Source organism: Clostridium kluyveri (genome assembly GCF_001902295.1).
GTDB lineage: Bacteria > Bacillota > Clostridia > Clostridiales > Clostridiaceae > Clostridium_B > Clostridium_B kluyveri_B.
Genome location: NZ_CP018335.1, coordinates 3,933,498 through 3,952,422, shown reverse-complemented (window position 1 = coordinate 3,952,422; position 18,925 = coordinate 3,933,498). Strand labels below are relative to the sequence as shown.

26 protein-coding genes and 2 pseudogenes are annotated in these 18,925 nt (G+C 33.6%); 18 read left to right on the top strand and 10 right to left on the bottom strand.

Annotated features, from left to right (window positions below; all coding sequences use genetic code 11):
- Positions 1-103: 103 nt before the first annotated feature.
- The 8 genes from BS101_RS24475 (at position 104) to BS101_RS24070 (ending at position 3,281) form a co-directional block, all read left to right on the top strand.
- Positions 104-367 carry a MarR family transcriptional regulator gene (locus BS101_RS24475; RefSeq protein WP_347472804.1) on the top strand — a complete coding sequence of 88 codons (264 nt, stop codon included), beginning with the start codon at positions 104-106 and terminating at the stop codon, positions 365-367.
- Positions 330-566 (top strand): hypothetical protein, encoded by a 237-nt coding sequence (locus BS101_RS24075; RefSeq protein WP_242951341.1) that lies wholly within the window; start codon positions 330-332, stop codon positions 564-566. Before BS101_RS24475 ends, BS101_RS24075 begins: the two co-directional genes overlap by 38 nt.
- On the top strand, positions 563-943 hold the full coding sequence (locus BS101_RS19280) for a DUF5360 family protein (RefSeq protein ID WP_073540275.1): 381 nt from the start codon (positions 563-565) through the stop codon (positions 941-943). Before BS101_RS24075 ends, BS101_RS19280 begins: the two co-directional genes overlap by 4 nt.
- Complete coding sequence (locus tag BS101_RS24470) at positions 934-1,149, top strand: SMR family transporter (protein ID WP_347472803.1); 216 nt, start codon at positions 934-936, stop codon at positions 1,147-1,149. Before BS101_RS19280 ends, BS101_RS24470 begins: the two co-directional genes overlap by 10 nt.
- A complete protein-coding gene (locus tag BS101_RS24465) occupies positions 1,085-1,258 on the top strand; it encodes a DMT family transporter (RefSeq protein ID WP_347472954.1) in 174 nt (57 codons plus the stop codon). Before BS101_RS24470 ends, BS101_RS24465 begins: the two co-directional genes overlap by 65 nt.
- 610 nt (positions 1,259-1,868) lie before the next feature.
- A complete protein-coding gene (locus BS101_RS19270) occupies positions 1,869-2,231 on the top strand; it encodes a GntR family transcriptional regulator (RefSeq protein ID WP_431732544.1) in 363 nt (120 codons plus the stop codon).
- Positions 2,224-3,069, top strand: a complete 846-nt coding sequence (locus BS101_RS19265) for an ATP-binding cassette domain-containing protein (RefSeq protein ID WP_073540274.1) — start codon at positions 2,224-2,226, stop codon at positions 3,067-3,069. The genes BS101_RS19270 and BS101_RS19265 overlap by 8 nt, the downstream gene beginning before the upstream one ends.
- 20 nt (positions 3,070-3,089) lie before the next feature.
- On the top strand, positions 3,090-3,281 hold the full coding sequence (locus tag BS101_RS24070) for a hypothetical protein (RefSeq protein WP_242951340.1): 192 nt from the start codon (positions 3,090-3,092) through the stop codon (positions 3,279-3,281).
- Positions 3,282-3,355: 74 nt separating this feature from the next.
- Here the strand turns inward: BS101_RS24070 and BS101_RS24065 are convergent, their stop codons facing one another.
- The 5 genes and pseudogenes from BS101_RS24065 to BS101_RS24055 all read right to left on the bottom strand — a co-directional run.
- Positions 3,356-3,475 carry a hypothetical protein gene (locus BS101_RS24065; RefSeq protein WP_242649488.1) on the bottom strand — a complete coding sequence of 40 codons (120 nt, stop codon included), beginning with the start codon at positions 3,473-3,475 and terminating at the stop codon, positions 3,356-3,358.
- 317 nt (positions 3,476-3,792) lie between these two features.
- On the bottom strand, positions 3,793-4,425 hold the full coding sequence (locus tag BS101_RS19255) for a type 1 glutamine amidotransferase family protein (protein ID WP_073540273.1): 633 nt from the start codon (positions 4,423-4,425) through the stop codon (positions 3,793-3,795).
- 75 nt (positions 4,426-4,500) lie between these two features.
- Positions 4,501-5,463, bottom strand: coding sequence for a helix-turn-helix transcriptional regulator (locus tag BS101_RS19250; protein WP_073540272.1), 963 nt, complete (start codon positions 5,461-5,463; stop codon positions 4,501-4,503).
- 63 nt (positions 5,464-5,526) lie between these two features.
- Positions 5,527-5,706 (bottom strand): helix-turn-helix domain-containing protein, encoded by a 180-nt coding sequence (locus BS101_RS24660; RefSeq protein WP_278335287.1) that lies wholly within the window; start codon positions 5,704-5,706, stop codon positions 5,527-5,529.
- Positions 5,698-6,102, bottom strand: a pseudogene (locus BS101_RS24055) (recombinase family protein); the annotation flags it as partial. The gene BS101_RS24660 and the pseudogene BS101_RS24055, both read right to left, overlap by 9 nt.
- Before the next feature lie 147 nt (positions 6,103-6,249).
- On the opposite strand from BS101_RS24055, the gene BS101_RS19240 reads away from it, so the two are divergent.
- Positions 6,250-9,216, top strand: a complete 2,967-nt coding sequence (locus BS101_RS19240) for a Tn3 family transposase (RefSeq protein WP_073540271.1) — start codon at positions 6,250-6,252, stop codon at positions 9,214-9,216.
- A gap of 5 nt (positions 9,217-9,221) precedes the next feature.
- Here the strand turns inward: BS101_RS19240 and BS101_RS24655 are convergent, their stop codons facing one another.
- Positions 9,222-9,392, bottom strand: coding sequence for a hypothetical protein (locus BS101_RS24655; protein WP_156876099.1), 171 nt, complete (start codon positions 9,390-9,392; stop codon positions 9,222-9,224).
- Positions 9,393-9,611: 219 nt separating this feature from the next.
- Here BS101_RS24655 and BS101_RS19235 point away from each other — a divergent pair, with 219 nt between their 5' ends.
- The 5 genes from BS101_RS19235 to BS101_RS19215 all read left to right on the top strand — a co-directional run bounded on the left by BS101_RS19235 (position 9,612) and on the right by BS101_RS19215 (position 12,414).
- A complete protein-coding gene (locus BS101_RS19235; protein WP_073540270.1) occupies positions 9,612-9,974 on the top strand; it encodes an ArsR/SmtB family transcription factor in 363 nt (120 codons plus the stop codon).
- A gap of 34 nt (positions 9,975-10,008) precedes the next feature.
- Entirely contained in the window at positions 10,009-11,025 is a 1,017-nt protein-coding gene (locus BS101_RS19230; RefSeq protein ID WP_073540269.1) for a permease, read from the top strand.
- Positions 11,026-11,077: 52 nt separating this feature from the next.
- Positions 11,078-11,305, top strand: coding sequence for a thioredoxin family protein (locus BS101_RS19225; protein WP_012102109.1), 228 nt, complete (start codon positions 11,078-11,080; stop codon positions 11,303-11,305).
- 93 nt (positions 11,306-11,398) lie between these two features.
- Positions 11,399-11,884, top strand: coding sequence for a permease (locus BS101_RS19220; RefSeq protein ID WP_073540268.1), 486 nt, complete (start codon positions 11,399-11,401; stop codon positions 11,882-11,884).
- Positions 11,881-12,414: a permease gene (locus BS101_RS19215; protein WP_073540267.1), complete on the top strand. Its 534-nt coding sequence runs from the start codon at positions 11,881-11,883 to the stop codon at positions 12,412-12,414. Before BS101_RS19220 ends, BS101_RS19215 begins: the two co-directional genes overlap by 4 nt.
- Positions 12,415-12,700: 286 nt before the next feature.
- On the opposite strand, the gene BS101_RS19210 is transcribed toward BS101_RS19215, so the two are convergent.
- Positions 12,701-12,922, bottom strand: a complete 222-nt coding sequence (locus tag BS101_RS19210; RefSeq protein WP_073540266.1) for an HNH endonuclease signature motif containing protein — start codon at positions 12,920-12,922, stop codon at positions 12,701-12,703.
- Between the two features lie 58 nt (positions 12,923-12,980).
- Here BS101_RS19210 and BS101_RS19205 point away from each other — a divergent pair, with 58 nt between their 5' ends.
- Genes BS101_RS19205 through BS101_RS19195 form a run of 3 tightly spaced genes read left to right on the top strand, consistent with a single transcriptional unit; the run spans position 12,981 to position 16,195 of the window.
- On the top strand, positions 12,981-14,216 hold the full coding sequence (locus BS101_RS19205) for a site-specific integrase (RefSeq protein WP_073539206.1): 1,236 nt from the start codon (positions 12,981-12,983) through the stop codon (positions 14,214-14,216).
- Positions 14,209-15,195 carry a tyrosine-type recombinase/integrase gene (locus tag BS101_RS19200; protein WP_073539205.1) on the top strand — a complete coding sequence of 329 codons (987 nt, stop codon included), beginning with the start codon at positions 14,209-14,211 and terminating at the stop codon, positions 15,193-15,195. The genes BS101_RS19205 and BS101_RS19200 overlap by 8 nt, the downstream gene beginning before the upstream one ends.
- Complete coding sequence (locus tag BS101_RS19195) at positions 15,182-16,195, top strand: site-specific integrase (protein ID WP_073540265.1); 1,014 nt, start codon at positions 15,182-15,184, stop codon at positions 16,193-16,195. The genes BS101_RS19200 and BS101_RS19195 overlap by 14 nt, the downstream gene beginning before the upstream one ends.
- A 101-nt stretch (positions 16,196-16,296) precedes the next feature.
- On the opposite strand, the pseudogene BS101_RS19190 reads toward BS101_RS19195, so the two are convergent.
- The 3 genes and pseudogenes from BS101_RS19190 to BS101_RS24310 all read right to left on the bottom strand — a co-directional run.
- Positions 16,297-17,031 (bottom strand): annotated as a pseudogene (locus BS101_RS19190) (reverse transcriptase domain-containing protein); the annotation flags it as partial.
- A gap of 96 nt (positions 17,032-17,127) precedes the next feature.
- The gene (locus tag BS101_RS23025; RefSeq protein WP_156876098.1) at positions 17,128-17,328 is read right to left on the bottom strand and encodes a hypothetical protein; all 201 of its coding nucleotides are present in this window, start codon (positions 17,326-17,328) and stop codon (positions 17,128-17,130) included.
- A gap of 390 nt (positions 17,329-17,718) precedes the next feature.
- Positions 17,719-17,853, bottom strand: a complete 135-nt coding sequence (locus BS101_RS24310) for a hypothetical protein (RefSeq protein ID WP_278335251.1) — start codon at positions 17,851-17,853, stop codon at positions 17,719-17,721.
- A 457-nt stretch (positions 17,854-18,310) separates the two neighbouring features.
- Between BS101_RS24310 and BS101_RS19180 the strand changes: the two genes are divergently transcribed.
- On the top strand, positions 18,311-18,784 hold the full coding sequence (locus tag BS101_RS19180) for an arsenate reductase ArsC (RefSeq protein WP_073540264.1): 474 nt from the start codon (positions 18,311-18,313) through the stop codon (positions 18,782-18,784).
- Positions 18,785-18,925 lie beyond the last annotated feature (141 nt).

Below are 18,925 nucleotides of genomic sequence, written 5' to 3'. Positions count from 1 at the left end.
AACACTTACATTCTTTTTAACCAAGATATTACAAATTGGTATAATCTGTGATAAACTAGCATTTAGTTAGATATATTTAATTAAATGAGGTGAACTATTAGATATGATTGAAGAGGACATCGCCATAATCGCAAACCACTTCTGGAAAAAATCTATCGACAACATTAACAGGATACTTTCAGACGGACAAATAAAGAACTTTAATATGAACGATTACTATTATCTAACCGTTATTTATCAACTTGAAACGCCCAATTTTGGAGACGTCGCCAATGCATTACACTTAACAAAGCCTTCAATTTCAGCTATGGTACAAAGACTGATGAAAAATGGACTGGTTTCAAAAATTCAGTCAGAAAGAAGATAAGCGGATTTTCCATCTGGAATTAACTGAAAAAGGCACTCAAATAATTCAAGGTGATTATGAGCTATATCATAGTCTGGCAAATGATATGTTGAAATATCTTACGGATAAGCAAAAATCAGACGTAAGCTGTTTGTTAAATAGGGTGGTTGGCAATTTGAAAAATCAACAGTCTGAAGATGGAAAGGATGAAATGCCTTGAAGAGATTAAAGGTATTCTTTTTAGCTACCGATCTTGGATTTCTTATTTATTGGTTCATAACCTTATTGCATATTATTCCGAGCAATTTAGCTTTCAAGGATTATACCAACCCAATAATATCTGCTTGGAATTGGTCTTTTTTCCCGCTTGATATGTGTGTGGCTTTTACTGGAATTACCACTATGATTTTATTTTCAAGGAAAAACAATCTGTTGAAGAAGTTTGCCCTTCTTTCTCTTGCCCTGACCTTTTGCTCCGGCCTACAAGCGGTATCGTTTTGGTTTCTGAGAAGAGATTTCGATTTAATGTGGTGGGCGTTTAATCTTTATCTTGTGATCTACCCGTTGTTTTTTGTAAAGGGATTGGTATGGGAATGAGTTGGGTGTATTTAATATTAGCTATAGCTTTTGAGGTAATAGGAACAACAACATTGAAAGGCTCAAATCACATAATAAGCTTTAAGATGTTGGCAATGTTGGTATCTTACGGTTTTAGCTTGCTTTTCTTATCATTAAGCACTGAAAAAAATAGACATTGGTGTAGCCTATGCAATCTGGTCAGGATTAGGAATCACCGCTATTGAAATCATTGGAGTCTTGATCTTCAAGGAGCGGATAGATTTTCTTAAAATAATGTTCATTTCACTTATAATGATTGGAACCATCGGATTAAATTTTACCCGAACAAGTTAAGCAACAATATTGTCCATATCCCGCCAAATAAAAAAACACGGGTTTGACGCTGACTTACGGACAGTGATTTAGATGTATTATGTTAAAGTTGATTAGTAATCCTATTGCAGATAATATTTACACTGTAAATTAATGAAATATTATACTTGAAATGATGAATATTATGATCAATGATCAAGAATATATTACTACAGAATCAAAAAATACTAGAAAAAATGATAATTTTATCATCATAAAATGGTAGTGACACTTTTACATTGTAAAATTAACATCTAAAAAATATATATGCAATCTAGCAATCTGCAGGGCAGAAAATTCTGATGATACCTGGTTCATAGCAAATAATTCAGAACAGACCTTTGCAATTAGAGAATATAAAAAAAGATTTGATATAGAAGAAATGTTTAAAGATTTTAAATCTGGTGGGTTAATTTATTCAATAATAATCAATTGGGAACATAATTAAATCCTTGAGTATAAACATCAACATCAATGATTATATTTTAATATGTGAATTGATAATTTGTAATTTTCTTATTGACAGCTATAAATAGTTTTGTTATTATGTTAGTGAGTTAATCCATTAACCCACTATAAAAAAGAAAGGGTGGTGAGATTGAATATTGAAAAGCCAATGTTTGTCCAGATAATAGATATGATAAAGGACGACATTCTCAACGGCACATATAATGTGGATGATTTGATTATTTCAACTCCGCAGATAGCAAAGCTTTTATCTGTAAATCCCACGACAGCGCAAAAAGCAATCTCCGTACTAACAGACCGTGGCATTATTTACAAAAAACGTGGTGTTGGAATGGCAGTTACAAAAGAAGCAAAAGAAATGATTTTGAGTGAACGAGAAAAAGAGTTTTTTGACAACATAATTCCAAATTTTATAAACGAAGCAAGAAAAATAGGTATTCCTGATATGGAACTACTAGATATTGTAAAGGAGCATTTACATGATTGAATTTAAGAATGTAACAAAGAGCTATGGGAAACTTACGACTCTTAATAATATTTCAATCTCAATTAAAGAACCCGGTATATATTGTTTGCTTGGGCGTAACGGAGCAGGAAAAACTACCATGCTTAAAACTATGGCAGGACATATTGCGGCAACCTCTGGTGAAGTTGAGATAAATGGAAAAAAAGTAGACATGATGGATATGCCCAATGATATTCATTTTGTAGAAGCGGATGCAAGACAATTCAATATTCGGCTTAATGAGTTAATTCATGCTGCTGCCAATATAAATCCATTGTTTGACTATTCATTCGCGATAAACTTGGCAGAGCGTTTTAAGTTGGACACTCATAAAAAATATAATCAATTATCTTTTGGCATGAAATCAATGGTAAATACACTTATTGCGTTGGCTTCAAGTAAAAACACACTACTTCTTGACGAGCCTGTACTCGGCTTCGACCCAATTATGCGCAAGGCCTTCTACGATATGTTAATGGAAAGTTGTGCGGAAAAACCTAAAATTGTTGTTGTATCAACACACATTGTTGATGAAATGTCAAAAGTGGCAGAACAGCTTATCATCATAGATAAAGGAGCGCCTATCTTATTTTGTGATATGAATAATATTGATGAAAAAGCATATTGTGTTACAGGTTCCGCAGAGCTTGTAAAGGCTGCCACAGATGGCTTACGAGTTATTGGTGAAACAAAAGTAGGTAATCATTTATCTCGGTATATTTTTGACAGACGTATTGATGAAAAGGATGTTTGGATTTCTGCTTTGAGCTTACAGGATTTCTTTGTTGGACTAGTAGGCAACGAAAAGGGGGATTATTAATAATGAAAACAACACTTGGAATGGCAAAAGTCAACTTGCGTCATGCAAGAATGCCGCAATTAACAGCGGGAATTGGTTTTGCCATAGGAATATTGACATATGCAATTTCTTTCTTGATCGATAATTCAAACGGTCAAAATTTAGCAGTAGGGGTAATACCAGCAGCCATGTCATGTACTGAAAAGCATATACTATATAAAGGTAATTTATGAATATAGTATTTATATGTATAAAAATAGACCATATGGTAGAATTAATATCCATCATGTGGTCTTAGTTACTAAACTTAATAAGAAGATTCCGAACTAACTTTATAGTAAACTTTGTCCACTACCAGATTAACAATGAAATCTGTGCCTGCTTTTTCAAGTTCATCCCTATCACCATATCCGTACAGAACACCAATTGAATCTATTCTTACCTTTTTTGCACCATTAATGTCATGTTCCCTGTCCCCTATATCATTATTACTTTTGGTAAATTGGTGATATTACAGCTTTCTAATGCATATTGAATAACCTCATCTTTTTTAACTCTTGTTCCATCAAGATTACTTCCAGCAATATACGTGAAATATTTGGCAATATCAAACTTCTCTAATATTTGTTGTGCAAATAGGGGTACCGTCAGGAAAATGCGGATTTACAACGCTAATGAAATTCCAAATTAAAAAGCCCAACTTCTCTGCAAATCAAAATAGAGAAATTGAGCTTTTCAGTTACTTCATTTATTTATTGAATTCATTAACTGGAAGAAGTATTCAGGTTTATGGGTCTTATTTAGGTTATACCATGAATGTAATGTATCTGGTGTAAATACATCTATTTTTTTCAGTACTTCCATCGCAAATTCCAGAGGAGCTACTCCTGATGCAGTAACTAAATTCGCATCAGATACCGCAGGTCCCAACTCATAAAACTTTTCTCCTTTATAATTAGGACATACCATATTAATATACTCTAAGTTATTACTTGTATGCTTTCTAGAATCTAGGTATCCCATATTCGCGAGGCCCTCAGTTGCACCACAAATTGCAGCAACAATAGTGCCAACCTTTAATGCATGGCCAATTCTTTCCAAGATAGGTTGATGAATATCTTCTCTCCAAGTAGTCCCTCCTGGTAAAATTAAAAGATCTTTACTCTCAAGAGTACATTCATCAAGGGAAATATCTGGTTTTATGCTCAGTCCTCCCATGGTAGTAATAATTCCTTTATTAGCTCCCACTGTAATTACTTTTAAAGGTGCTAAATCCTTTTTGAAATATCTTCCTGAGTTTAGTTCAGCAATTAAATGTCCATATTCCCAGTCTGACATTGTATTAAATACATAAAGATAAACTTTTTTTGTTTGCATCCAATAACACTCCAATCACAATTGATATAGCCTATTATAAAATAACCTCCCTGACAGCTAACGTCAGGGAAGTTATCATACTTGATAAAATTTTATTAATTCCGACAGAACTTCAACAAGTCTTTTCTTAAGACTTATTGGCTCAATAACTTGAATAGATTTACCGTACGGTAAAAGTAAATAAGGTACATATGTATGTATCATATCTTTTTCAAGAAGAAATACTGCTTGATTTGAAGTCCGTTCTTGTAAATAATGTCCTAAAAACCAATGTTGGCAAATATCATCCAACGCCCTTGTATTTCCATTAATAACTAAAGAAATAATCCCTTCCTTATCTTCTATAGTTGGAAGAAGGTTTTTCATAAAAAAGTCACGTGCTGAAAAGTTTTCTGGCCGGTTAAACTTATTTTCGATTAGCATTAGACTTTCAATTCGATCTACTCTAAAACTTCGGATATCATTCCTAAGGTGACAAAATCCAATCACATACCACTTATTATTCCAATAAATAATTCTGTACGGATTAACCAATCTATACTTTGATTTCTCTTCGCCACTTTTATGGTATTGAATTTTTACAGTGTATCCGTCAGCTACGGCCTTCTCCAACTCCCTCAAGAAAGGTTCCATGGAAAGGGAACTTAATCGACTTATTACTTCAAGACTGGTTAAATGTTGGTTTATCTTTGTTTCCTGCTCTTGATTTGAATATTTGCTTAGCTTTGAAATAGCTCTATTTAGTGCTTCACCACCATAATATCCGGCTTCTTCTGCAAAAACAGCAGCATGATAAAGTGAGGTTTGCTCTTCAAAATCAAAAAAAAGAGGAGCTTCAATAAAACTGTTCAATAAAGTGTATCCACCGTTATGTCCTGGTTCTGAAATTATAGGTACGCCACTTGTTGAAAGTGTATCAATATAACGATACACAGTCCTTATATTCATCTCTAATTTTTCTGAAATTTGTTTTGCAGTAATTTTTTCACCTGAACTAAGCATCCATAGAATTGCTAGTATATTGTCAATTTTAGGCATATAATTCCACCTCTATATGGAATTTATTTTCTACTATATTTTTCCGATTTTTAGTATAACCCATCAACTGCTCCTTTCTGATAGCTTTCTATATAATGAGGCCCTAGACACATTTGTAATTTCACAAATTTGATTTACAGTCATATTTCCTTCTTTATATAGCTTCACCGCATAATTCATTCCAGCATGATTTTTATGATATTTCTTTAATCGGCCTTTAAATTTTCCTTCTTTCTTGGCCAGATCAATCCCTTCACGTTGACGCATACGAATAAGATCTCGTTCTAATTGGTTAACACCAGCCATTATCGTAATTAAGAATTGGCTGTATGGATTATCTTCTGATAAATCTAACCAAGTATCTTTTAATGATTTTAAATTGGTCTTTTTATCCCGTATGTAATCAATCAATTCAAATAAATCCTGCGTACTTCGAGTGATCCGAGTTAAGTCTGTAACATAAATAATGTCACCCTCCTGTAAATCCTCTAACATTTTTTGAAGTTACTCACGATCCTTTGTTGCTCCAGAAACTTTTTCTTCAAAAATAATATCCATTCCAATTTCGTTCAATTGCTGAAATTGCCTTGATGGATTTTGGCTAGTCGAACTGACACGTATATAACCGATTTTCCGCAAAATATCACCTCATTTTTGAGACAAGTCTTATGAGACACTCTTAACTACTATTTTATCAGTCTACTATACTTGTATCAATAGAGTACACTCTATTGATATATAATTGAAGTAATAAATTGAAAAATTACAGAAATGGGATGATGCTAAATGAAAATCGCAAGAGGTAGTGAATTGCTTACACCCGAACAGAGACAGGCTCTTATGCAAATTCCTGAAGATGAGTGGGTGCTAGGAACCTACTACACTTTTTCCAAACGAGATTTAGAAATTATAAATAAACGAAGAAGAGAAGAAAACCGGTTAGGGTTCGCCGTTCAATTAGCCGTTCTTCGGTATCCCGGTTGGCCGTACACTCATATCAAAAGCATCCCAGGTTCAGTCATACATTACATATTAAAACAAATCGGTGCCAGTCCATCTTCACTTAGTCTTTATCCTCAAAGAGAAAATACACTTTGGGATCATTTGAAAGAAATTCGAAGTGAATACGATTTTGTAACTTTTACCCTAAAAGAATACCGAATAACATTTAAGCATCTTTATCAATTGGCTTTGGAAAATGGCGATGCCATTCATCTGCTACATGAATGTATCGACTTTCTAAGAAAAAACAAAATCATACTGCCTGCTATCACTACACTTGAGAGAATGGTGTGGGAGGCAAGAGCAATGGCTGAAAAGAAGCTATTTAATACGGTTAGTCAGTCCCTAACAAATGAGCAAAAAGTAAAACTTGAAGGGATCATTACTTTGCAGCATCCATCCGAATCCAATAAAACGATATTGGGTTGGTTAAAGGAAGCACCGGGTCATCCTTCACCCGAAACATTTCTAAAAGTAATAGAACGACTCGAATACATACGGGGAATAGAATTAGAGACGGTAAAAATTAGTCATTTGCATCGCAATCGCCTGTTACAGCTATCTAGTTTAGGTTCAAGATATGAGCCTTATGCATTTCGTGACTTTCAAGAAAATAAACGATATTCGATATTAACCGTCTATTTATTACATCTTACTCAGGAGTTAACTGACAAAGCTTTTGAAATCCATGACAGACAAATACTTAGTCTGTTATCAAAAGGCCGTAAGGCTCAAGAGGAAATTCAGAAACAAAACGGTAAAAAGCTAAATGAGAAAGTCATACACTTTACGAACATCGGACAAGCTTTAATCAAAGCAAAACAGGAAAAATTAGACGTTTTTGAGGTTTTAGAATCCGTTATTGAATGGAATTCTTTTGTCTCTTCAGTGGAAGAAGCTCAAGAGCTTGCACGCCCTGCGGACTATGATTATTTAGACTTACTGCAAAAACGATTTTATTCACTTAGAAAATATACGCCAACGCTATTAAGGGTATTGGAATTTCATTCAACAAAGGCAAATGAGCCACTTTTACAAGCTGTTGAGATTATCCGAGGAATGAACGAATCCGGAAAGCGAAAAGTGCCTGATGACTCGCCTGTGGATTTTATTTCAAAACGTTGGAAAAAGCATTTATACGAGGATGATGGTACAACAATCAATCGTCATTACTATGAAATGGCTGTTTTAACAGAACTTCGGGAGCATGTTCGGGCAGGAGATGTTTCCATTGTCGGCAGCAGACAGTATAGAGATTTTGAGGAATATTTGTTTTCAGAAGATACATGGAACCAAACGAAGGAGAATACGAGATTATCAGTTAGTTTATCATTCGAAGATTATATGACGGAGAGAACCAGCAGCCTTAACGAAAGGTTAAGGTGGTTAGCTGCCAATTTCAACAAGTTAGACGGGGTTTCTCTTGAAAAAGGAAAGCTGTCACTTGCACGCTTAGAAAAAGATGTTCCAGAAGAAGCAAAAAAGTTTAGTGCGAGCCTTTATCAAATGCTGCCAAGAATAAAATTAACTGATTTACTCATGGATGTTGCTTATATAACGGGATTTCATGAGCAATTTACTCATGCTTCTAATAATCGAAAACCTGATAAAGAAGAAACAATCATTATCATGGCTGCCCTTTTAGGAATGGGAATGAATATTGGATTGAGTAAGATGGCTGAAGCCACACCCGGACTTACATATAAACAACTAGCCAATGTGTCTCAATGGCGCATGTATGAAGACGCAATGAATAAAGCTCAAGCCGTATTAGTAAATTTTCATCACAAATTGCAATTGTCTTCCTATTGGGGTGACGGTACCACATCCTCGTCAGATGGTATGAGAATGCAACTAGGAGTTTCATCACTGCATGCAGATGCAAACCCACATTACGGAACTGGAAAGGGAGCTACCATCTATCGATTTACAAGTGATCAATTTTCTTCTTACTATACAAAGATTATACATACTAATTCACGAGATGCGATTCATGTTTTGGATGGTTTATTGCATCATGAGACGGATCTCAACATAGAAGAGCATTATACAGACACAGCAGGTTACACAGACCAAATTTTCGGATTGACCCATTTATTAGGATTTAAATTTGCTCCAAGAATAAGAGATTTATCGGACTCAAAATTATTTACAATAGATAAAGCAAGCGAGTATCCAAAACTAGAAGCTATTTTACGTGGACAAATAAATACAAAGGTCATTGGAGAAAATTATGAGGATGTTTTACGATTAGCCCATTCAATAAGAGAAGGAACAGTCTCAGCATCCCTTATTATGGGAAAATTAGGTTCTTATGCAAGACAGAACAGTTTAGCTACAGCCTTACGCGAAATGGGCCGAATAGAAAAAACAATCTTTATTCTTAATTACATTTCAGATGAATTGCTAAGAAGAAAAATACAAAAAGGATTGAATAAAGGTGAAGCCATGAATGGGCTGGCAAGAGCTATTTTCTTCGGAAAACAAGGAGAGCTTAGGGAACGAACCATACAACATCAGCTTCAAAGGGCCAGTGCTTTAAACATAATTATCAATGCCATTAGTATCTGGAATACTCTACATCTAACAAAAGCAGTTGAATATCAAAAACGGACAGGTAGTTTTAATGAAGATTTATTGCACCATATGTCACCTTTAGGCTGGGAACATATTAATTTACTAGGAGAATACCATTTTAATTCGGAGAAAGTGATCTCATTAGATTCTTTAAGACCACTAAAACTTTCTTAACGTTGTTAAAAATGGGGGAATCGTCTTGAAAATGGGCTTAGCGTTGTAAATCCGCATTTTCCTGACGGTACCCCAAATACTTGAGGTTTAGATGTTGCAACAACCAGTATCTTGTTATTATATTCTAATGTTTTAAGTAAATCCTCAATTCCATCATAAACTAAATTTTCAAACATACCCTCAATTACACTTAAACTAATAAACTAATTTTTGAGTTATATTATTAGTCTTTATATTCTTTATAAAGATCTATGGAAAAGTTCTTAAAGTACTAGGATTGTAAAATTTAAATTTATAAGTTGACAAATCCGATATAAAGGAATAATATACTCATATAACCATATGGGTATATGAGTATTGGATTAAAATGTATACTAGTGAAAGGAAGTATAGAAATGTATAAACTTACAGATTTATTTAAAGTATTATCAGATGAAACAAGATTAAGGATTTTAACTCTGCTATATAATAAAGAGTTATGTGTTTGTCAATTACAAGGAATATTGGAAGAAGAATCTCAACCTAAAATTTCAAAACACTTAGCAAAACTTAGAGATATGGAATTTGTAAAGGATGAAAGAAAAGAGAAATTTATATATTACTATTTAAATAATAATGAAATGCTAAAAGAAATCTTAAAAAATATTATAGATAATTCTAGTCAATATGAAGTTATAAAGGATGATCTTGAAAGATTAAAATATGCTGATGAAATTAAGGAAAGAAAAATGTGCCAAATTAAAAATAAAGAAGTATAGGTAGTTAATAGAATAGGGAGGAGGGGAACTAGTTATGGATTTACTATCAACAATATTTGAGTGGTTAAATGATCAATTGTTAAAGATGACTTGGTTATCTAATTTAGTAAAAAAATTAGTTGAAAATGTTTTTGGATTGTCAACTAATGAAAGGCTTGGGGGAAGTATTCACTTTTTTATATATGATACTATAAAAATATTTATATTGCTTTCGGTGCTTATTTTTATAATATCCTATATCCAGAGCTATTTTCCACCAGAGAGAACAAGAAAGATATTGGGGAATATAAAAGGGATAAAAGGAAATATACTCGGAGCATTACTTGGGACAATTACCCCATTTTGTAGTTGTTCTAGTATTCCAATATTTATAGGATTTACTTCAGCTGCATTACCACTTGGAATAACATTCTCATTTTTAATCTCGTCACCACTTGTAGATTTAGCATCATTGCTTTTATTGATGTCATTCTTTGGAGCAAAGATTGCAATAGCTTATGTAATCGTAGGATTAATACTTGCAGTAATAGGCGGAACAATTATTGATAAATTGAAACTTGAAGAATATGTAAAAAGTTATGTAAAAGAAATTGATAATGTAAATGCTGAAATAATTGAGTTAACTAGAGAAGAAAGAATATCATATTCAAAAGATCAAGTAACACAGATAATTAAAAAGGTATGCCTATATGTATTTATTGGTGTTGGAATAGGTGCAGCAATACACAATTGGATTCCAGAATCAATAATTCAAAATGTTATTGGTGCTAACAATCCATTTTCAGTACTTATAGCAACAGTAGTCGGAATACCAATGTATGCTGATATTTTTGGAACACTTCCAATAGCTGAAGCATTATTTGGCAAAGGTGTAGGAATAGGTACAGTACTTTCATTTATGATGGCAGTTACAACACTTTCACTTCCATCAATAATAATGCTAAGCAAAGTTGTTAAACCTAAATTACTAAGTATATTTGTTGGTATAGCATCTGTCGGAATAATAATAATTGGATATTTATTTAATGCTTTCGGATTTTTATTCGTATAAGTCTAAGGAAGCATACTATAAATGAAAAAATATTAGAAGGAGTTGTATCAAAATGATAATCAAAATATTAGGAACGGGATGTTCAAATTGCAAAAGATTAGAGGAAAATACTAAAAATGCAGTAAAAGAGTTAGGATTAGATGCTACTATTGAAAAGGTTACAGATATTAGGGATATCATGAAATATGGAATTATGAAGACTCCAGGCCTTGTAGTTGATGAAAAAGTTAAAGTTTTTGGAAGAGTTCCAACAGCAGAAGAAATTAAAAAGTATTTATAGTTACCAAGAGGGCTGCCTCAAGATTACATATTTAATTAATTTTGAGATAGCCTTTGTTAAGAGTAAATTATATAGGCTATGGAGATGCATGTAATGAGTAACTATATTTTATATGGAATAACAATAATTCTTTTAATTATTTCATTTTATAAGGATAAGCAAAAAACAAAGATGACTCTAAAAAAAGCGTGGAAATCCTTTGAAAACATCTTACCACAATTTTTAGGTGTTATTATATTGGTCGGAATACTTCTTTCTATTTTAGATACCCAATTCATATCTAAAATAATAGGTGGAGAATCTGGCTGGTTTGGTGTTATAATATCAGCAGTTATTGGGTCAATAACATTAATCCCTGGTTTTGTGGCCTTTCCAACTGCACAAATGTTAGTTGAAAATGGTGCAGGGTATATGCAGATAGGGGCATTTGTATCAACTCTCATGATGGTAGGAATAATTACTATGCCTGTTGAGATGAAATATTTTGGGAGAAAACTTACTATATGGAGAAATGTACTTGCATTTATATTTTCATTTTTTGTAGCATTTGTCATTGGAAGGGTGGTTGGTGGTGTATGAAGAAACTTTTAAAGCGATATAGGTTTTTTACTGTAACTATTATAATAATGTTAGTATTAATTCTAATAAATAAGAATGTTGGTATAAAGGCTATAGGTATTATAGGGTTTAGTTTTAAGGAAATGTTTCTTGTAATTCCTCCTATATTTATACTATTAGGACTTTTAGATGTGTGGGTCCCAAGGGAAACTATGATAAGATTTATGGGAGATGATTCAGGAATAAAAGGAATTATATTATCTTTTATCTTAGGTTCTGCGGCTGCAGGGCCATTGTATGGAGCGTTTCCTATAGCAGCCGTCTTTATGAAAAAGGGTGTTAAATTTTCCAATATACTTATATTTATTGGTGCATGGTCTACCACCAAAATACCTATGTTTTTATTTGAGTTGTCTGCCTTAGGTTCAAAATTTGCTATTACGCGATTATTAGTAGATATTCCAGGAATTATAATCATTGCATACAGCCTATCTCGAATTATATCGGAACATGATGTAGCGAAGATTTACAAACTAAATGAGTTGATGTGAAATAATAACATAATAAGGGGTAATGGGAGCATCCGTGTAACCAGGGGCAAAGTAGGAATAAAAAAAGGCAGTACTGCCTTTTTTAGTTTTCTTTTCGGTAATTGTTACATAATCTTTTACAGTCTTCATATTAGGTTTTAATAAATCTGAAAGCTTTAATTTTAATATATCACTGATCCATGCGTGATAGGTAAGACTTTGAAATTATCTCAATCTTTTCCCCCACCTCACACCGGACATGAGATTTTCACCTCATCCGGCGTTCCAACAAATTGCATTTTACTAATTAAATAACTGAATTTTCTACTAACTTTCTTAAAGAATTAACTCGTTTTAAACCTATTTTATTTAAATCTAGTTGTTCTAAATATTTTTCAATAGTTTCTTGTTGTACTGCATGAACTAATCTGTGGACTTCTGTTTTTATCCACACTAGATTATTATAACTATCATCCCCACCCAGACTTTTAGGTTTTTTATGATGACATTCCATTGTTTTACTTTGCATAATCTCCGTCAATGATAATAATGTAAAAACTAAAAAATTATTGAAAGAGGCATTTTATATGCATAGAAAACCACTTAAAGAATTATTGCTAGATTTAGAACAGGAGCTACTGAGATTAGGCTACACTGAAGGCTCTATGAAGTTTTATCGTAATCGTTGGGAGAAAATCATAAAGTTTGCAGAAAATCGTAACGAAACTTATTACTCCGAACAATTGGGAATAGACTTTGTAGAAAAATACTTTCAGATTTTTAAAAAGGATTTTGATAAAACCTTGTGCCAAAAGGATACTCAGGAACTTCGTATCATCAGAATGATTGGCGATTTCCAAATGCATAATACCGTTTTAAGGCGGTATTATAAATACAGAGATCTTTTGACTGATCCATACTTTATGAAAATCAGCAGTGACTTCAAAAGTTACTGTGAAGCTAGGAGTTATTCTAAGGTAACTATTGATCACTACGTGAATCAAGCGGAGCGATTTATGGATTATCTTATTTCACAGGGCATCTGTAATTGCCGTAATATCAGCCTTTCAATTATACATAGCTATATCAGAACTCTAGCTGGTTACACTTATAAAACTGTGGAACAGAATATCTGCTCAATACGTACTTTTTTGAGATATCTTCTCGAGCAGGACATTTTAAAAACTGATTTAGCTGCAAAGACACCGATGGTTCAAGCACGTAAGCAGACACGCATTCCTTCCGTTTGGACAAAGGCTGAATTGGTCGCACTGATAGGAGCTATTGATCGTGGAAGCCCAAAAGGAAAACGGGATTATGCCATCATTCTTCTCGCTTGTATGCTGGGACTTAGGGTTACTGACATCAAAAACCTGACGTTTAATTGCTTTCACTGGGAAGAGAAGAAGTTGGTATTCGTACAATCAAAGACGCGAGAAACAGTTACTCTTCCAATTCCCTCTGAAGTAGGATGGGCTGTTATTGATTATCTGAAATATGGACGACCAAAGGTTGATTCATCAATTGTATTTGTAAGACATATGGCACCGTTCCTCCCTTTTTCAGAAGGGGATCACTTATCTCAATTAATCAAGAACTACATGGTAATTGCCCATCTGCCAACACTAAAAAAACGTCGGGGTATGCACTCGCTTCGACATACTGCAGCATCGAGAATGCTTGAACATGGCACACCTCTCGCAGTAATTTCAGATATCCTTGGTCACACGGATACTGATTCCACAGCAGTTTATTTAAAAGTAGATTTAAATAAGCTGAAGGAATGCTGCCTGAATACACCGGAGGTGGATAACCATGAGTGATTATTTTTTCAAAGGCCCATTTGCTCAGTATATCGAAAACCATGTTAAGTTAAAACAAGCAATCGGATATAAGTATAAAACTGAGAAAGAGCATCTCCTGCGATTCTCTGCATTTACTGCTAAAAAGTATTCTAAAGCAAAAGAACTTACAAGAGAAATAGTTTTAGACTGGTGCTCTAAGAAGATTTATGAGGCACAAGCTAATCAATGCTCAAGAGCTTCAGTACTTCGACAGTTTGCTATATATTTGGATAGTATAGGAATAAATGCATATATTCTTCCAAAAGGTTACTATCCGGTTGAAGAGAAATACGTTCCATATATTTATACAGTAGATGAATTGCAGCGTTTCTTCCATGAGACAGACAAATGTCCTTATGTCAGCGAATGTCCACAACGACACTTGATTATGCCAGTATTCTTTAGAATGATCTACTCATGCGGTCTTCGCTCTTCAGAAGCAAGACTACTTAAAATAGATGATGTAGATCTTAGGGATGGAGTACTAACCATCCAGCATTCCAAGAAAGACAACAGCCGTCTAGTTCCAATGTCGGATGAATTAACAAGTCGCTGTCGCGATTACTTCAAATGTGTCCATGTGATTTCCAAGCGTAGCGATTACTTTTTTCCCGGATTGGATGGCAAGCCAATGACTATAGGTAATGTATATCACAACTTTAGGCGCTTTCTATGGAGAGCTAGAATTTCACATGGAGGCCGCGGCAAGGGTCCACGAGTTCATGACTTTCGCCATGCTTTTGCATGCCACTGTCTGAAAAAATGGGTTCTAGAAGAAAAAGACCTTTCAGTTTACCTTCCAATACTGAAGACATATATGGGACACGACTCCTTTAATGAAACTTCATATTACCTTAGAATGACTGCTGATGTATTCCCCGATATATCTATTAAGCTAGAGGGATGTTATCCAGACATTATCCCCGAATTGGAAGGTGATGCTGGTGAAACCTACTGATTTTGCAATACACCTTACTGGATTCTTGTCTGAATACCTGCCAAGACAAAAAAATGCTAGCAAAAATACAATAACATCCTACCGGGATACCTTTAAACTGCTAATTAGATACTGTCAGGAACAACGAAATATGCCTGTTGAAAGACTCAACCTGAACATGCTGACGCATGGATTGATTAAGGATTTCCTTGAGTGGCTGGAAACAAGCAAAAAATGTAGTATTTCAACTAGAAACCAACGACTTGCAGCTATACATTCCTTTTTTCGCTATGCGCAGTACGAGGAACCAGAGGGAATTCTTCATTTTCAAAAAGTGATTTCACTGCCGATTAAGAAGACACAAAAACCATCAATACCGCATCTTATACCAGAGGCTATGAAGCTCTTATTATCCCAGCCAGACAAGACTACTCCAAAAGGACGTCGTGATTTAACCCTTTTAAGTATCCTTTATGATTCTGGATGCAGAGTACAGGAACTTGTCGATCTAAGGGTGCGTGATATTGTGTTGAATAATCCAGGAGTTCTTATTCTTACTGGAAAGGGAAATAAGGTACGTAGAGTTCCACTATTGAAAAATGCACTTGCTTTATTGTCACGCTATATTCAGGAAAATTCCTTAAACGTGAATTGGAAAAGTGACTGCCCCTTATTTACGAACAAGCAGCATAACAAACTTACTAAAGAGGGTATTGCATACATTATTTCACAGTATGTATGCTCAGCAAGAAGAATCTCAACGATTGTCCCTGAAAAAGTAACACCACATATGTTTCGTCACAGCAAAGCAATGCATCTGCTACAAGCCGGAGTCAATCTGATATATATCCGGGATTTTTTAGGACACGAGGGCATCAAAACTACAGAGACTTATGCTAAGTGTGATACAGAGTTAAAACGTCAGGCAATTGAGAGTGCTTATCCCGATTTAGTTGATATCAACCTGCCTGATTGGAGTGAAGATGCGTCATTACTAAATTGGCTTTCTAAATTAAAGTAGTCGAGATATTATGCAAAGTAAATCTTCAGAGAACCCAGTTAAACCAATGCCTGATGAGGTTTACTTCGCATAATCTCCAACTTTGCATAAGGTGGCTTATGCAAAGCTTCGCATAACTCACCTTGTGGCGTTCCTTTAGTTGGTATTCCTATACCTTGAATTTCTGATTTTAATATCTTTCCAATAATGCTTAATAGATTTTTATCTTGAATTCCTAAATGCCACATCTGCTTTTTTAATTTGCTATGGTTTACATTATCAAAAAATCCTTTGATATCTATATCTACGACGTAATGTAATTCTGCTCTATTTATTAGTTTATAACATCTTGCTATGGCATGTTCTGTTGACCGATTAGGTCTAAAACCATAACTATGTTTATGGAATTTAGCTTCGCATATTGGTTCTAAAATCTGCTTGATACATTGCTGCATTATTCTATCATCTATGCAGGGTATCCCCAATGGTCTAGTTTTACCATTGTTTTTAGGGATTTCAATACGTCTTACACTTTTAGGTTGATAATTTTTAAATTTATCTTGAATATATTTGATATATTTTTCAATACCCATATTTTTTATAAATTCAATATTTAAACCATCTGTCCCCACAGTTATGGAGCCTTTGTTTTTCTTGATATTCCTATAAGCTAGTAGGATGTTTTGTTCAGAGACTATATACTGCATCAGGTTAGTAAATTTATTATCTTTACTGCTTTGGCTATACAAATTATCAAATATTTCTTGCATGTCATAGTATTCATTGTTTCTTAGTTTCTGTTTCTTCTTTAATAAGCTTTCCTTCAAGTCTATTACTCTCCCTTCTGGGGATTTCATATCTCTTAGTCATACCAGAACCTTGAATTATTCAGTATTTAATTTTCAAATAACAACTTGTCTAGTGGCTATTGCTCTATTTCCATTACAGAAACTTCACTGCTTCATGCCACCACTCTCACTTAGATTAAGATAAGTTATACATTGACTGCTTTCCTTATCACTACTTCTTCGGTAATAAAACCTCCATATTCTAAGCTTTCCTTGTTCCGTTATTGCTATCTGTACATATATCCGTAGGTCATCAGTATGAGCCTGTAGGCTTGATAATGCCTTTAACACTATATGGATTTTCATAGATTAAAGTTTTACTAATCCACACCCACTACACATATGTGTTATACCCATTTCTAGGTATTCGTTGTTTAGACCCGTACATTCCTGATTTCGTCAGTTCCCTTTGGAACATCCTAACCATAGATATTTTATAGACCCTAGCTCTATCACTACTCGACCACCTCTGGTTCGCATTTCGTGTAAATATTTGTATTTACTTACGGTAGCTCTCAAGCCATTTAACGAGCTTTTAACCCTCTGATGTTTACTCATCAAAACGCTAATCGTATCCTTTGAGAAGGCATTTCAAGGCGTTACCCTATCATTCTACCTTTCACAATAACAGTTCTAATTTCTGAATTTAACCAGCTAATTAGGCTAGTTTTGTAGAAGACCCTCGCCTTCCTTTGTCTAGCAACAAGTCACACTTAATCCAACATTTATACCAAGTATAAAAAGTAATTCATTTCTAGTTGATTGACTCTTTAAAACTGCCCTCATATTTTTAATTGATTTAATATCCCTTATTGGTTCTACTGAGTTCATTTTTTATTTCTCCCTGAATTGTGATCTATAAATTTATTTAGGATATAATGTTACATAGTAACATCATACCTAAGATTATGTAACATTCAATAGCATTGTTTTTATGTAATCTCTTTTAATCCCTATTGTTGGCCCATTCTGAATGTTACAAAAATAAGTTGTGTAACATTGAAAATACTCAGAATGACTATTAATAATTTACTTTGCCCCCGGTTGCAGAGCTACTGGTGTTATCTCTTATCGTACATAATTGTAACTGTCCAAACTAGTTTAGGAATTTATTAAGATACAAAGTTTTATTTTTTAGTGTGTAAGATTAACTGGATATTATGAATTTATTGTATCATTATATTTATAATGTTAAATATATGCTAAATAATTGTTATAATTATTGATAACTAATATAATCTATCATATGATTATGAATGATTACATAAAAGAATTAGGGAGTGATATTATGCAAAAGAAAGTATTATTTTTATGTACTCAAAATTCTGCAAGAAGCCAAATGGCAGAGGCTATATTAAATGACAAGGGTAAAGATAAATTTATTGCTTTTAGTGCAGGAAGTCAGCCAGCCGATGATATTAATATTCATGCCAAAATTGTCATGAAAGAAATGGGTATAGATATTAGTAATTACAAACCTAAGTCAGTAGAACAATTTTTAAATGAAGAGTTTGATTTTGTTATTACATTATGTGATAAGGCCAAAAATGAATGTCCTATTTTACCCAATGATGCAATTTATGTACACTGGGGAATAACTGACCCAAGAGACTTTAAAGGTAACGAGGAAGACACAGTTACTCACTTTAAAAAAATAAGAAATGAGTTAAATACAAGAATTAATTTACTTATTGATCTACCAGTAGATAAATTAGACAAAGCAACTTTGAGGAAAAGATTAGATGAAATAATTTCAAAATAATATCTTATACTTTAGTACATAGTTATAATAGAAGACCAATGTATTTTATTTAAGAAATGTTAAGCTGGTGATGTTCATAAATTCACATAGAATATTGTGTAACAAAAAATATCATAGATTTACTTTTTAATATACAAAAAA

What these genes read in the sequence shown, in the direction of transcription:
- BS101_RS19265 (WP_073540274.1), top strand. Translation starts at nt 2,224, where the DNA reads ATGATTGAATTTAAGAATGTAACAAAGAGCTATGGGAAACTTACGACT.
- BS101_RS19225 (WP_012102109.1), top strand. Translation starts at nt 11,078, where the DNA reads ATGATAATCAAAATATTAGGAACGGGATGTTCAAATTGCAAAAGATTA.
- BS101_RS19215 (WP_073540267.1), top strand. Translation starts at nt 11,881, where the DNA reads ATGAAGAAACTTTTAAAGCGATATAGGTTTTTTACTGTAACTATTATA.
- BS101_RS19250 (WP_073540272.1), bottom strand. Translation starts at nt 5,463, where the DNA reads ATGCCTAAAATTGACAATATACTAGCAATTCTATGGATGCTTAGTTCA.
- BS101_RS24655 (WP_156876099.1), bottom strand. Translation starts at nt 9,392, where the DNA reads ATGTTTGAAAATTTAGTTTATGATGGAATTGAGGATTTACTTAAAACA.
- BS101_RS24070 (WP_242951340.1), top strand. Translation starts at nt 3,090, where the DNA reads ATGGCAAAAGTCAACTTGCGTCATGCAAGAATGCCGCAATTAACAGCG.
- BS101_RS24310 (WP_278335251.1), bottom strand. Translation starts at nt 17,853, where the DNA reads ATGAACTCAGTAGAACCAATAAGGGATATTAAATCAATTAAAAATATG.
- BS101_RS19240 (WP_073540271.1), top strand. Translation starts at nt 6,250, where the DNA reads ATGAAAATCGCAAGAGGTAGTGAATTGCTTACACCCGAACAGAGACAG.
- BS101_RS19255 (WP_073540273.1), bottom strand. Translation starts at nt 4,425, where the DNA reads ATGCAAACAAAAAAAGTTTATCTTTATGTATTTAATACAATGTCAGAC.
- BS101_RS19205 (WP_073539206.1), top strand. Translation starts at nt 12,981, where the DNA reads ATGCATAGAAAACCACTTAAAGAATTATTGCTAGATTTAGAACAGGAG.
- BS101_RS24475 (WP_347472804.1), top strand. Translation starts at nt 104, where the DNA reads ATGATTGAAGAGGACATCGCCATAATCGCAAACCACTTCTGGAAAAAA.
- BS101_RS19220 (WP_073540268.1), top strand. Translation starts at nt 11,399, where the DNA reads ATGAGTAACTATATTTTATATGGAATAACAATAATTCTTTTAATTATT.
- BS101_RS24470 (WP_347472803.1), top strand. Translation starts at nt 934, where the DNA reads ATGGGAATGAGTTGGGTGTATTTAATATTAGCTATAGCTTTTGAGGTA.
- BS101_RS19230 (WP_073540269.1), top strand. Translation starts at nt 10,009, where the DNA reads ATGGATTTACTATCAACAATATTTGAGTGGTTAAATGATCAATTGTTA.
- BS101_RS23025 (WP_156876098.1), bottom strand. Translation starts at nt 17,328, where the DNA reads ATGAAAATCCATATAGTGTTAAAGGCATTATCAAGCCTACAGGCTCAT.
- BS101_RS19210 (WP_073540266.1), bottom strand. Translation starts at nt 12,922, where the DNA reads ATGCAAAGTAAAACAATGGAATGTCATCATAAAAAACCTAAAAGTCTG.
- BS101_RS19180 (WP_073540264.1), top strand. Translation starts at nt 18,311, where the DNA reads ATGCAAAAGAAAGTATTATTTTTATGTACTCAAAATTCTGCAAGAAGC.
- BS101_RS24075 (WP_242951341.1), top strand. Translation starts at nt 330, where the DNA reads ATGGACTGGTTTCAAAAATTCAGTCAGAAAGAAGATAAGCGGATTTTC.
- BS101_RS19235 (WP_073540270.1), top strand. Translation starts at nt 9,612, where the DNA reads ATGTATAAACTTACAGATTTATTTAAAGTATTATCAGATGAAACAAGA.
- BS101_RS19200 (WP_073539205.1), top strand. Translation starts at nt 14,209, where the DNA reads ATGAGTGATTATTTTTTCAAAGGCCCATTTGCTCAGTATATCGAAAAC.